This window comes from Enterococcus sp. DIV0756 (assembly GCF_051710745.1).
In the GTDB taxonomy this organism is placed as follows: domain Bacteria; phylum Bacillota; class Bacilli; order Lactobacillales; family Enterococcaceae; genus Enterococcus_A.
On sequence record NZ_JBIOLF010000002.1, the window covers coordinates 638,206 to 651,155 of the forward strand.

Here is a 12,950-nt window from a genome sequence, read left to right on the forward strand (position 1 = left end):
GTAACTTTCTCAATCATATATCTAGTGACAGTAAGCATTCCTTTAAACTTTCGTAACTAACTTTGAGAGTGAACAAGGAGGTTTTTTGTCGTGTCCACAAATTTAGAGAACATCATGACTGCAACAAACTTACCCAACGGAAATTATCTTCCAATTGATTTGAACTTAATTAATAATCCACAATATAAAAAGCTATCTATTGAGGCTATGATGCTTCATGCTTTATACACCATGCGTATGACCTGCAGCATTTACAATTCCCAAAAGGACGGCAGCTGGCTGGATGAATCCGGACTTCCGTACATTTATTTTTCAAACGAAGAAGCCGCAACCTTATTGCGTGTGTCTGAACGGAAAGTAACTAATTTAAAAAATGCATTGATTGATGCTGGCTTGATCCAGGTTCTTCGTCATGGCTTAAAAAATTATCGAATCTATGTTTCAAATCCTCAGGCTCCAGAAAAGGGAGTCGTTGTACAATTGTCCTTCAAAAATTATACAAGTACAAAAACTGTCGTGCCTGTGGAAAAACCAGCAGCAGAAAAAATACCGGAGTTATCCACTGTGGATAGAGAAGCAGAATCTGCGTCTACGAGCTCGCAAAATTTGCTTACAAGTACACAAAAACGCTTAGCAAAACAAACCACAAATGCAACAAGAGTAACCAGCCAGCAGCCTGAAAAATCGCAAGATCAAAGCCTGATCGAAGGCTTAAGTGCTCGCTATGCCCACTTATTACCGCAGCAAGCGTTTCAGCGGTTTCTACCTTTTTGCAATGGGGACTACCAAAAAGCACGTTGGTTTGTGGACACGATTTTTAAAGCAAAGTATGCCAGCACTCAGCAATACATTCAGGCGGGCTTACCAGCAGAAGCCGAAGTTCTGACCTTTGAACACAACGACTATTTTAAAGCCGATATTGGAGATGCTATCGCTAAAGCCATTGAACAAATGTATCGTTTTAAAACAGTGAAAAATCCAGAAGGTTTTTTCTTCGCCTTCATGAAGGGTTTTTTCACTGAAAAAACGCGCCAGTATTTAGTGGATCATTATGAATTGACGGACGACTTGAAACAAACGCTTTCATGTGTTCAATTAATTATTCAACAAAAAAATGTGCGCCAAAAGCTTGAAAAATCGGAAAAAGTCATTAAAAAGGTCTCCTAAGAACGAAAACCTTTGATATAATATAGCGGAGTCTATCAGTATAGAAAGGTTAATTTTATGAATAAGTTTAAACTAGCACTTTTTGGCTATAGTGGGCTTTTGGGCTTGGCTGTAGGAGTCATTATAGCTTTATTTATGGGGCTGGCAGAAATAGGGCATCACCTTATTTGGCAAACGTTGCCTAAAGCATTGGGTGATCCGCGTTTTTACCCCTTGATCGTCTGTACGATTGGTGGGGTGGCCATCGGTTTTTTTGTAAAAGCTTTTGGGCGCTATCCCCGAACGTTACAAGAATCTTTTGATGAATTTCGAGAGACGCAACGAGTAGATTATCATGATGGAAAGTTGATCCGGAACTTATTAGGAGCTTTGCTCGTCTTATTGTTTGGCGCAAGCTTAGGTCCTGAAGCGGCTTTGGTGGCAATTATTGGGGGTCTAGTGACCTATGTTGCGGATCGAAGAAAGATTCCAGATGAACAGCGTGCGGACATGGTCGAGTTTAGCGTCGGCACCTCGCTGGGAGTCATCTTTATGACTCCGTTGTTTGGGGTAGGGCGATCGGTGGAACGTGATGATTGGCAAGTTGTAACTGAAAGTAAACTAAAAAAATACGTTCTGTATATTTTTACTACTTTTACAGGTTTCATTGGTTATCTGTTAGCGTATAGTCTCTTTCCAAATCAGGAACAAGTTTTTGCAATTCGCAGAATGGAGAGCAGTTTTACCTGGCAAGGCCTACTGCTAGTCCTTCCAATGATCATTTTAGGTGCACTTTTTGGGAAATTATTTTTAATTTTACAGGAAAAAGGCGATAAGCTGAATCAACGAATTCGAAATCCATTGCCCTTGGCTATTCTGGCAGGTCTTCTTTTAGGAATATTAGGAACGCTCTCCCCTTACTTCTTATTTTCCGGGGAGCACAATCTCTTATCCTTTACTCGTCAGGCAGAAACGATGAGTTTCATCATTCTACTGTTGATCGGTTTAGGCAAGTTGGCGATTACGATGATTTGTTTGGCTTGTAACTGGAGGGGCGGAACCATCTTTCCGATGATTTTTTCCAGCATTGCCGTAGCCTTGGCTTTTGCCAATTTATCACCATATTCACCGGGGTTATTAGTGGCGGTATTTACTGCAAGTGCCTGTGCGGTGATTTTAAAACAACCATTTGCAACAGCTTGCTTGTTCTTGTTGCTGTTTCCAGTAGAATTATTTTTATGGATCTGGCTAGCGGGTTATCTAGGAAACTTATTTTTACAACGTATTCCTTTTTTCCACGAAGAGCAAACGATCAAATCCTTCAAGCTTCCTGAATTACCGAAGCGAACGAAAAAGCCCGCAGGGAAAAAAGAGGAAGAAAGTACAACACGTGATGTTTCGGCGTTAAGAAAAGCCGCAGATCGTAAAAAAGCTGAAAAAGCGGATGTGCAGCCGCGAGTGGCTGAACCAAAGCAAGAAATTTTAGAACGAAAAGAAGCTCGCCAGTCACGTGAAGTGAAACGGACTGTGACAACAAAAACAGCCGAGCCTTCTACAGACGCACCAATGACTCGAATGAGTCGTCATCGACGCAAGTAAAAACAATAGAAATTCTTCATTGTGAAGTGACCCCCAAAAGTTAGACTTATTTCGGAGTAGAGAAATCTACTCCTTTTTTTGTTTGTTAAGATGGGCAATTATGCCGCTTTCTGTGCAGCTTTTCGAAATTGAACAGGGCTTTTCCAGTTCAATTTCTGTTTCATCCGGTGATTGTTGTAGTAATAGATATAGTCATCGATCGCCGTTTTTAGTTCATCAAAACTGTGATAGGTTTCCCCATGAAAGATTTCTTGTTTTAGAAGACTGAAGAAATTCTCCATGATTGAATTATCTAAACAATTCCCTTTGCGAGACATACTTTGAAAGATTTTCTGTTTCTTTAGTTTTTGCCGATAGGCCTTCATTTGATAAGCCCAACCTTGATCCGAATGGAAGGTGCGACGATAGGGGCAATCAGCCGTGATCGCGATGGCTTCTTCTAAACCTTCCATAATTGCCAAGGCATTCGGTTTTTCTGAAATGCGGTACGAAAGAATCTCGCTATTATACATGTCCATAAACGGGTCTAGGTATAACTTTCTTTGTCGGATCACGCCTTTGGTATCTATTTCAAAATACTTGAATTCTGTTGTATCAGTCGTAATTTTTTGATGACAGATATTCGTGTAAAAATGACGACGAATTCGGTGTTTCGCCACTTTGCCGACCTTTCCTCGGTAAGAGCTGTAGCGACGTGATTTCCGAGTGTAGGAACGGACTTCGATCCCTAGTTTTCGAATCAAACGTTGAACTTTCTTTTTATTGACATGAAAGCCTCGCTCTTTTAGTTCGTTGGTCATTCGTAAACAGCCATAATCTTTGTGTTCTTTACGAATACGAAGCATTTCGGCTTCGATTCCTTGATCGGGATTTTCTCTGTCAAATCGTTTTTGCCAGTACATAAATGTCGCTTTAGGAAAGTTCAACGTCTCAAGAAGCTCAACTAATTTGAATGATCCTCGGAGGCTGTCGATGGTTCGTGCGATTGATTCGTTCGTCTTTGTTGGGCTTCCTGTTTTCGCAGCTTCCTCAGCTCTTTTAAAAAGGCATTCTCAATTTGAAGGGAACGCACTTGTTTTTCTAATTCTTTAATACGGTCTCGTTCTTCCGGTGTTGTCTCAATTGAACGCTTCTTTTTCTGTTCTTTTTTCTCAGCCAAAGCGGATGGACGTCCTTTCGTTTTTGAGAGTCCATCGATACCATCATCCCGAAATTTTCTCATCCAATTGGCAATGAGAGACGGATTATTCATTTTAAGTACATTGGCAATTTCACGATAAGACAGCTCACTAGTTTGATATAACTCTATCGCATCCAACTTAAATTGAACAGAATAATTCGCATTTTTACGTTTTCTGAGAAGACCTTCTTCGCCAAATTCCCGGTAGGAATTCACCCAATCTAGTATTTGTCTACTATCCTTAACCGAATGTACCTTTGCTAAATAGCTATAACCACCTTTCCCATCTAAGTATTCTTGAACTACTTTCAATTTGAATTCAAAACTATATTTAGTCATAAAAAATACCGACCTCCAAGAGCTAGATTTTGGTCTAACTTTTGGGGGTCGGTTCATTGAGAAGAATTTCTATTGTTTTTTTATATGCTCAGTTCAATTATGGCTCAATGATATTGAAGTAACGTTCGTCGGGATTTGTTTCAAATAAAGAACGCCATTCTTTTAATTCAGTCGTTTTTCCTTGGAGTAGTTGGTTCATAAAGGCCATTCTTTTCCCTCGATAAAGTAGTTCTGGTAAATCTAGTTCAGTAGACTTAAGAGGATAATAGGTCAAAATTCCTTGCCAATAATCGAGTTGGTAGCAGGTATATAATGGTAAGTGATTTCATTATATGCTGTCAATTAGCGGCAGCACTCGTGTAAATAGTACGGGAGCAAGCACGCAGCTGGCCATTCCATTGGTTGTTCGTTGGAAAATGATTGTCATTTTTTTGAAAGCGTTGACCAAAGTTCTGCCGACTGCTACTCTATTGATTAGAAGGCTAGAACTTCAAAACAGAAAGGAACGTGTGACAATGTTAAACGAAACAAAGATTCGTGCGTATTTGGAAAAAGAGAATTTGGATGCTTTTTTTATTGCCAAAAGAGTAAATGTTCGTTTTACTAGCGGTTGGACAGGAGACGATTCATTTATTTTGCTCACACAAGAGGGACAATACTTTTTGACCGATCCGCGCTATACCGAACAGGCGGATATTGAAGTACCAGATTATGAAATTATTAATTGGCGCTTGCCAGGACGGACTGTCGGAGATACGGTGGCACGTTTAGCTAGTGAGAAAAATATTAAAACGATCGCCTTTGAAGCAGATTATCTAACCTATGATATGTATTCCGACTTTACTTCGAAAACAAAAGCGGAGTTTGTTCAGGCTGGCGGTGTGATTGATCGCATGCGAGCGATCAAATCACCAAAAGAAATTCAATACATGCGCAATGCCTGTGAAATTTCTTGCCGCGCGTTGAATCGACTATTACCGGAAATTCGTATCGGGATAACCGAGAAAGAATTAGCGGCTAAACTTTCCCTTTATATGGTACAAGAGGGAGCCGATACTCAGCCTTATGGCAATATTTTAATCTCTGGGGCGAATACTTCTTTGTTGCATGGGATTCCATCGAAAAAATCAATTGAATATGGCGACTTTGTCTTAATGGACTTCGGCTGTCAGTACGAAGGATATATGTCTGATATGACCCGGACAGTCGTTGTCGGTAAAGCTTCTGAAAAGCAACGAGAAGTTTACGAACTTGAAAAGCAAAGCTTGGAAGCAGCTGAAGCGGTCATGAAAAACGGTGCTGCGGTGAAAGATATTTATCAAGCCTCTCTGAAACCTTTAGAGGGCACAGAATATCCGCAATATACGTATCGAAATATTGGTCACAGTATCGGACTATTTGTTCATGAGTTGCCATACATCGATGAGCAATACGACGATGTTTTGGAAACGGGTATGGTCATGACCATCGAACCAGGAATTTACATTCCTGATTGGGGCGGTGTGCGGATCGAGGACCAAGTCTTGATCACCGATGACGGCTATGAAAATATGATCAGTATTTCTCATGATTTGATTGAATTATAATCGTGAGATAGGCTATACTAAGACGACGACGGCAGAGGGCTGTCGTCGTTTTTTAAAGTCAATTGATCACACAAAAAACGTATGAATTTGTACATTCTACGTAGAAAAGGGAGGGAAACCAATGAATGAACAGGAAGCGTTTGATTTCGTCTATGATATTGGAGAGACATTATTAAAAAATGGTGCGGAGATCAAACGAATTGAGACGACCATTCGCCATATCGCTGAAGCGTTGGATTTGAAGGAATTTGACAGCTTTGTCCTAATCAACGGGATTTTTATGACTGCTCGCTTGAAGGATCAGACGGTTCAGGCGCGTGTGCGGGATATTCCGATTTCACCGATTAATTTAGGCCGGATCGAACAAATCAACACCTTGTCACGACGCTTAACGGAAAAACGTTTGAGTCCTGAAGATGCCAATGAGTGGCTGCAAGAAATTAAAAAGGAATCCTTTGCGTCAAATCCATTAAAAATTTTTGCTTATGCCTTTGGCAGTGCCAGCTTTTGCTTTATCTTTGGCGGAAGTCTCTGGGATACGATTGGTGCGTTTATCTTAGGGGTGCTGTTAGCCTGTTTTTCTATGTACTTATTACCGAAATTCAATATGTCAGATATTATTTCAACGATTACCAGCAGCGGATTTGTCAGCATTCTGGCCTGTCTGTTTGTTCATTTTTTTCCAGTCCTGCAACTGACAAGTCTCGTTACTGGCGGGATCATTTCACTGCTGCCTGGTGTCGCAATTGTCAATGGGATTCGTTATTTATTTGATGGGGATTACAGCTCTGGTTGGGGTCAGATGATCAATGCATTGATTACCGCGTTGTGTGTTTCAGTCGGAGTCGGTCTGGTCCTGCAGCTATTTAGTTAAGTCATTTCAATCTTGAAAGGAGCGAAGACGGCCATGATAACGACGTTGCTTCAAATTTTAGCAGGTTTCTTAGGAACGATCTCATTCGCGATTCTTTTTGAGGTTCCTCGCCGTTACTACGTTCATTGCGGAGTGATTGGCGCTTGCGGATGGGCGATCTATTTATTAATCATGCATTTTTGGGTCGCACCGGTCGCAGCAACTTTTATTGCTTCGATGGTCTTGATCTATCTTTCACGAGAAGCATCCTTTGCGCTGAAGGCACCAGTAACAATTTTTTTGATTTGCGGTATTTTTTGTTTGGTTCCCGGAATGGGAATTTACAATTTTACTTATAATTTTTTCATTGGCGATTCTATTAAAGCGGCGCAAATTGGTGTTCAGGTGTTAAAAATTGCCATCGCAATTGCTGTGGGAATCACGGTAGGCTATGAACTATCGCCTAAATTTTTCTATTCGTATCATAAAATGCAAAAGAATAAAAATTCACTCTCATGAATAAATAATGAAAAAGAGCCTTGTTGTACAACAGGACTCTTTTTTATTTTATTTTAAAGATTAAAAAAACAAAAGATGTGTTTCGAAAAGTGTTATTGAAAATCCCATTATTTTAATAAAAAAACAAATTCATGAGAGAAGACTAAGGAATGGAAATAACTGGAGAAATAATAGAATTTGTGTCACTTTTTTTGATAAAACTTCCAACTGGGTGGTGATTTTGAAAAAAAGTTTAAAGAATTGTTTAAATACACCGAAAGATATAGTAAACTAGTGGAAGCGGATACCGATAAATCTATTAAATTTTATTCTGTGAAAGGCTTGAAATTCAAATGAATTTATGGTTATTTTAAAACTAGTGATAGGTGAATAGCTGCACAATTTTTTTGTGTTGAATTCGAACTGTTGCATAGCAGTTAATTTCCGCGAAAAAAGATTATCAACAGCTACGTGAAAGCTGAGCTGTTTTTAATAATGCCGTCAGGCAAAGAATATCAATAGAAGGAGTGAAACATTTTGAAAGAACGTCGCGTTGAAAGAGTAATTGAGAAAATGAAAGAACAAGGTTACGGCCAACTGCTAGTTTCAGATCCAACAACTATTTTCTATCTAACTGGTCGCTGGATTCATCCTGGTGAACGGTTGTTAGTATTAGTGATTACTCCGGAAAATAAAAACACATTGATCGTTAACAAATTATTCCCAATCGAAGAAGACTTGGGCGTGGAAAAAGTATTTATTGATGATACCGACGACGCTGTGAAAAAAGTACTTGAGTATGTTGATACTGACCAAAAAATTGGTGTAGATAAGAACTGGCCTGCGCATTTCTTATTGCACTTGTTAGAACTTGTTCCAGATGCCAAATTAGGCAATGGTTCTGAAGTTACTGACGCTGTTCGTGCGATTAAGGACGAAGAAGAAAAACAATTGATGCGTGATGCGCAAGCAGATAACGAGATCGCAATTGATCGTTTGAAAAAATTATTGCCACAAGAGCTAACTGAAGCTGAAATGGCGGATAAATTAGGCGAAATCTACAAAGAGTTAGGTAACACTGGCTTTTCATTTGATCCGATCGTCGGTTATGGCGCAAATGCGGCAGACCCTCACCACGAAACGGACGATTCAAAAGTTAAACCTGGAGATTCAGTTATCTTGGACATCGGCGGTATCAAAAATTCGTACGCTTCAGACATGACTCGGACGTTCTTCTACAAAGAAGTGTCTGACAAAGGTCGTGAAGTCTACGAAATCGTCAAAGAAGCCAACCAACGTGCCATCGACTTAGTAAAACCAGGCGTTAAATTGTCTGATATTGATGCGGCAGCACGCGACTACATTACAGAAAAAGGCTACGGAGAGTACTTTACTCACCGTCTTGGTCACTTCATCGGAATCGATTGCCACGAAGCAGGGGATGTTTCAGGAGCAAATGATGCTGTTGCAGAAGTGGGCAACGTCTTCTCCATCGAGCCAGGAATCTACATTCCAGGCGAAGTGGGTGTCCGGATCGAAGATTTAGTGATTGTGACAGAAGATGGCTGTGAAAACTTGAACCATTATCCGAAAGACTTAGAAGTAATCGGTTAGGAGGCCGCGCAACGTATGAAAATCGAAGAAGGATATATGCCTTATCTTGGGCATCAAACTTATTATCGAGTTGTTGGAGAACAAAGCGGAAATAAGAAACCATTGATTGTCATGCACGGCGGACCTGGATCTACTCATAACTATTTTGAAGTACTTGATGAAATGGCGGTCGATGGCCGCCAGATCATCATGTATGATCAACTAGGTTGCGGGAAATCTGCGGTGCCTTCACAGCCGGAACTTTGGACGGCGGAAACATGGGTCAATGAATTGATCGCTTTGAGAGAACATCTAGGTTTGGACGAAGTCCATTTATTAGGCCAATCTTGGGGCGGAATGTTAGAAATCATTTATGTATGCGATTATGCACCTAAAGGCATCAAGAGCATGGTACTTTCTAGTACATTGTCTTCTGCAAAACTTTGGGCACAAGAACAACATCGGATGATCAAATTCATGTCTGAGGAAGATCAAGCAGCGATCGCGAAAGCAGAAGAAACAGGTGTTTATGACGATCCGGCTTATTTAGCCGCAAATGATCGTTTCATGGTTCGCCATGCGGCTCCGGTATTTACCAAAAATGATCCTGAGCCATTGTGGCGCGAAAAAGTCGCAGGAACAGAAAGCTATGTGACGGCTTGGGGTCCGAATGAATACTCGCCGGAAGGCACTTTACAAGGGTATGACTATACCGAAAAGCTGCGTGATATTACTATCCCAACGCTTGTTACGAGTGGCACAAACGATTTATCTACGCCATTAGTAGCAAAAACCATGTATGATGCGATTCCGGGAGCAAAATGGGAGTTGTTTGCTAATAGCAGACACATGCCATTTGTTGAAGAACGTGAAAAATACATGAAGTTGTTGGAAGAATGGCTAGCAGCGAACGATTAATTTTTTAAAGAGAGAAGGAATGATAGTGGAAACAACTCCAGTAAAAACAAAGAAACCTTTTGGGTTTTATGTCTGTGCACTCGGATTTACATTTGAACGATGTGCATTCTACACAGCGAAATATATGTTGGCGATCTGGATCGCAACAACTGCTGCTTCAGGTGGATTGGGAATGACAAGTGCACAAGGTGTACAAATCTCAGCATGGTTTGTTGCTGCAACATATATCACACCAACAATTGGTGGATATATTGCCGATTATTGGTTAAGTCCTCGATTATGTGTAGCCGCAGGAATGATTATGATGGGTATTGGCTATATGTTAGCTTGGCAGGCAAGTTCAATGGGCATGGTGTGGTTCATGATCATCTTGGTTGCTCTTGGAACCGGCTTGTTTAAAGGAAATCTGTCTGGTGTAAACGCGCTACTATTTGATGATGAAAAAGCACTGAATGAAGCGTTCTCTGTACAGTATTCATTTGTTAATATCGGTTCATTCATTGGAACGACTTTCTTAGTATTACTAATTCCAGCATTTGGATATAATTTTGTATTTATGATTTGTGGAGTATTATTACTTATTGATGCATTATGGTTCATTTTTAACAGTCGCTCACTAGGCGAAGCTGGTAAAAAACCATTCAAAGTTGACCAACGTCAATATGACTCTGCTGGTAAAAAGTCAGAAGCTGTAGATAATAAATTGACTTCTGGAGATAAAAAACGAATCATTGCTATTATTTTGGTTACTCTGTTCTCTGTTGTTTTCTGGACTGTGTGGTATCTAGCTTATATGCCAGCATATTTCTATTTTGGATATGGTGATGGAGCAGGATTTATCGAACGTGCGAATTGGGTAGTTGGAAGCTTCAAAATTCCAACATCTTACTTCGACTCAATGAATGCCTTGACTTGTATCATACTTGGTCCTGTTCTAGGTCGTTTATGGACTAAATTAGCTGCTCGTCCAAAAGGGGATATGAGTATGTTTAAGAAAACAGCTCTAGGAATGATCTTAGTTGGTATTTCTTATGTGGTAATGGTTCTTGCTGATATTGTAGGTAAAGGACATACATCAATTATTTGGTTAGTTATGGTAAGTTTATTGATGTCAATTGGTGAAATGATCTTCTCTCCACTAGGTAATTCCTTTATTGCAAAACTTGCTCCAGCAAAATTAATGGGGCTATTATTAGGATTCTGGACAATCGCTGTGTTCTTCTCACAAATGATTTATCCTGTTATCTATGCTTTGCTAGAAACAGATGTACCTGGAGATTTCCAAATGGGTTACGGTGTATTAGCAGCAATTGTTATCGTTTTAGGTTTGATTCTATGGTTTGGTAGTAAAACCTTGGACAAATTGGAAACAGCTGAATAATTTTAGACATCAAGCACTTGCCTCAACAAGGCAAGTGCTTTTTTCTATGCAGTAGATTCCAAAAAGGGACATTTTAAGGGGAAAAGCGAAGCATCAGGAAATTTTAATGTGAACGTCTATACATATGAATAGTAAAGGAATTTTTTGTTTATTCGGGTAAAAAGAACCTTTAAAAACGAATAAAAGCGATGAACAGTCTAAATAAAATAACGATTATTATTAATCTTTGTAATTGTGAAATAACAGCCGTGTTTTCTTAAAAGCTAAACAGATAACTCGCGTTGTCGACAATCTACAAATGGTAAAAATAGGATTGAATCAGTCTTTGTAAACGGTTTTTGAGGAATTGATGTTTTTGATGAAAATTTAATTAGAGAATCCAAAAAAATCTACAATTTGTTAAGTTATTTGTCAGAAAATATCAAAATAATCGGGAAACGACCTTTTACAAGGGGGATGAGTGTGCTATGATTTATTTGAACTACGGGTGGCTGATTTGCTCAAGTTCGAACAAACAAAGAAGCAAGGAGGTGAAATAATTTGACACAAATTCTTATACCATTAAAACAACATGTCGGCGCTCCTTGTAAAGGGATCGTACAGGCTGGTGATCAAGTCCAACGAGGACAATTAATCGCTGAACCTAATGGTTTAGGTGCCAATATTCATGCAAGCTTTTCTGGAAAAGTAGTGGATGTGGATGGCGAAAACATCGTTCTGACCATTGACGAGGAACAAGATTTTTCAACATTCGTTCCCATCCCTGAAACGGATTCTCATGCAAAAGCAGTGGAAGCTGCGGGAATCGTCGGTGCTGGAGGTGCGGGTTTCCCAACATTCTTGAAACTGGCTTGTGAGATTCCAGAAGGACTTTTCATCGCTAACGGTGCTGAATGTGAAGCGTTATTAGCTCATAATGTCAAACAAATGAGCGAACACATCGATCAACTGATTCGCGGAATGAAATACTGTATGGAGATGACGAAGGCGCCAAAAGGTGTCATCGCTGTAAAAGGCAAACATCGGATGTTAGTGACGCGCCTGTTGAAAGCAGTGGACAATGAACCAACGCTTGACGTTTATCAATTGCCGGATATTTATCCAGCAGGGGATGAGCGTATGATCGTTCGTGAAGTAATGGACATTGTTTTGGAACCAGGTCAACTTCCAACAGAAGTTGGTGCAGTGATTGATAATGTGGAAACGATTAAACGAATCGCTGAAGCAATTGAAGACCGCAAACCGTTTATTGACAAAGACGTAACCGTTTCTGGTCGTGTAAAACAAAAAGAAACAGTTTTCGTAGATGTGCCGATTGGAACACCAGTCAAAACGCTGATTAACAATGTAGGCGGATATGTTGAGCCTCATGGTGAAATCGTGATTGGCGGACCAATGACAGGAAGAAGCGGTGATGAAATGACACCGATCACTAAAACAAGTGGTGGTGTACTAGTCGCTATGCCATTCCCTCAAGAGAGCCGAAAAGTCGGTTTGCTGATTTGTGAGTGCGGCGGTTCAGCCGAACGCATGACCGAGATCGCTAACAACATGGGCGCAGAAGTTGTCGCTGCAGAACGCTGCAAGCGAATGGTAGAAGTAAATGGAAGATATAGATGTGCCCTGCCAGGTATTTGTCCAGGCCAAGCTGCAACTGTGATGTCCTTGAAGAAGCAAGGAGCAGAAGTAGTATTGACTGGATCCTGTTCCGATTGAACGAACACCGTTATGGGTGTAGCTCCTAGGTTAGGAGTTCCGGTTTATCATCATACAGATCATGTGCTGCGGGCAGATGGGCATAGACTATATCGTCGATTACCTACAAATTAATTTTTAAAAAATTAGGAGGAATTAACG

General features: G+C 40.2%; 10 protein-coding genes. 9 read left to right on the forward strand and 1 reads right to left on the reverse strand.

The window, feature by feature from the left end:
• The first annotated feature begins 90 nt into the window (after nt 1-90).
• Together IGI44_RS19530 and IGI44_RS19535 are read left to right on the forward strand one after the other, a co-directional pair.
• Nucleotides 91-1,167, forward strand: a complete 1,077-nt coding sequence (locus IGI44_RS19530; RefSeq protein ID WP_438789605.1) for a replication initiator protein A — start codon at nt 91-93, stop codon at nt 1,165-1,167.
• A gap of 57 nt (nt 1,168-1,224) precedes the next feature.
• Nucleotides 1,225-2,745 carry a chloride channel protein gene (locus IGI44_RS19535; RefSeq protein WP_438789606.1) on the forward strand — a complete coding sequence of 507 codons (1,521 nt, stop codon included), beginning with the start codon at nt 1,225-1,227 and terminating at the stop codon, nt 2,743-2,745.
• Between the two features lie 98 nt (nt 2,746-2,843).
• Here the strand turns inward: IGI44_RS19535 and IGI44_RS19540 are convergent.
• Nucleotides 2,844-4,264 (reverse strand): IS3 family transposase gene (locus IGI44_RS19540; protein ID WP_438786903.1). Its coding sequence is split into 2 segments (ribosomal slippage): nt 2,844-3,787 and nt 3,787-4,264, totalling 1,422 coding nucleotides; the frame shifts between segments, so codons are not numbered across the junction.
• Nucleotides 4,265-4,596: 332 nt separating this feature from the next.
• Here IGI44_RS19540 and IGI44_RS19545 point away from each other — a divergent pair.
• The 7 genes from IGI44_RS19545 to prdC all read left to right on the forward strand — a co-directional run bounded on the left by IGI44_RS19545 (nt 4,597) and on the right by prdC (nt 12,923).
• Complete coding sequence (locus IGI44_RS19545; RefSeq protein ID WP_438789607.1) at nt 4,597-5,850, forward strand: M24 family metallopeptidase; 1,254 nt, start codon at nt 4,597-4,599, stop codon at nt 5,848-5,850.
• 121 nt (nt 5,851-5,971) lie between these two features.
• On the forward strand, nt 5,972-6,724 hold the full coding sequence (locus IGI44_RS19550; RefSeq protein WP_216410681.1) for a threonine/serine ThrE exporter family protein: 753 nt from the start codon (nt 5,972-5,974) through the stop codon (nt 6,722-6,724).
• A 33-nt stretch (nt 6,725-6,757) separates the two neighbouring features.
• Nucleotides 6,758-7,222, forward strand: coding sequence for a threonine/serine exporter family protein (locus IGI44_RS19555; protein WP_438789608.1), 465 nt, complete (start codon nt 6,758-6,760; stop codon nt 7,220-7,222).
• A gap of 516 nt (nt 7,223-7,738) precedes the next feature.
• Nucleotides 7,739-8,815 carry a M24 family metallopeptidase gene (locus IGI44_RS19560; RefSeq protein WP_438789609.1) on the forward strand — a complete coding sequence of 359 codons (1,077 nt, stop codon included), beginning with the start codon at nt 7,739-7,741 and terminating at the stop codon, nt 8,813-8,815.
• Nucleotides 8,816-8,830: 15 nt separating this feature from the next.
• Entirely contained in the window at nt 8,831-9,712 is an 882-nt protein-coding gene (gene pepI, locus IGI44_RS19565) for a proline iminopeptidase (protein WP_438789610.1), read from the forward strand.
• Between the two features lie 25 nt (nt 9,713-9,737).
• Nucleotides 9,738-11,093, forward strand: a complete 1,356-nt coding sequence (locus IGI44_RS19570; protein WP_438782697.1) for a peptide MFS transporter — start codon at nt 9,738-9,740, stop codon at nt 11,091-11,093.
• Nucleotides 11,094-11,633: 540 nt separating this feature from the next.
• On the forward strand, nt 11,634-12,923 hold the full coding sequence (gene prdC / locus IGI44_RS19575; protein WP_301282214.1) for a proline reductase-associated electron transfer protein PrdC: 1,290 nt from the start codon (nt 11,634-11,636) through the stop codon (nt 12,921-12,923).
• Nucleotides 12,924-12,950: the final 27 nt, after the last annotated feature.

Excerpts from the sequence above, each read along its gene's own strand:
- IGI44_RS19545 (WP_438789607.1), top strand. The coding sequence starts at position 4,597 with ATGCTGTCAATTAGCGGCAGCACTCGTGTAAATAGTACGGGAGCAAGC.
- pepI (WP_438789610.1), top strand. The coding sequence starts at position 8,831 with ATGAAAATCGAAGAAGGATATATGCCTTATCTTGGGCATCAAACTTAT.
- IGI44_RS19550 (WP_216410681.1), top strand. The coding sequence starts at position 5,972 with ATGAATGAACAGGAAGCGTTTGATTTCGTCTATGATATTGGAGAGACA.
- IGI44_RS19555 (WP_438789608.1), top strand. The coding sequence starts at position 6,758 with ATGATAACGACGTTGCTTCAAATTTTAGCAGGTTTCTTAGGAACGATC.
- IGI44_RS19535 (WP_438789606.1), top strand. The coding sequence starts at position 1,225 with ATGAATAAGTTTAAACTAGCACTTTTTGGCTATAGTGGGCTTTTGGGC.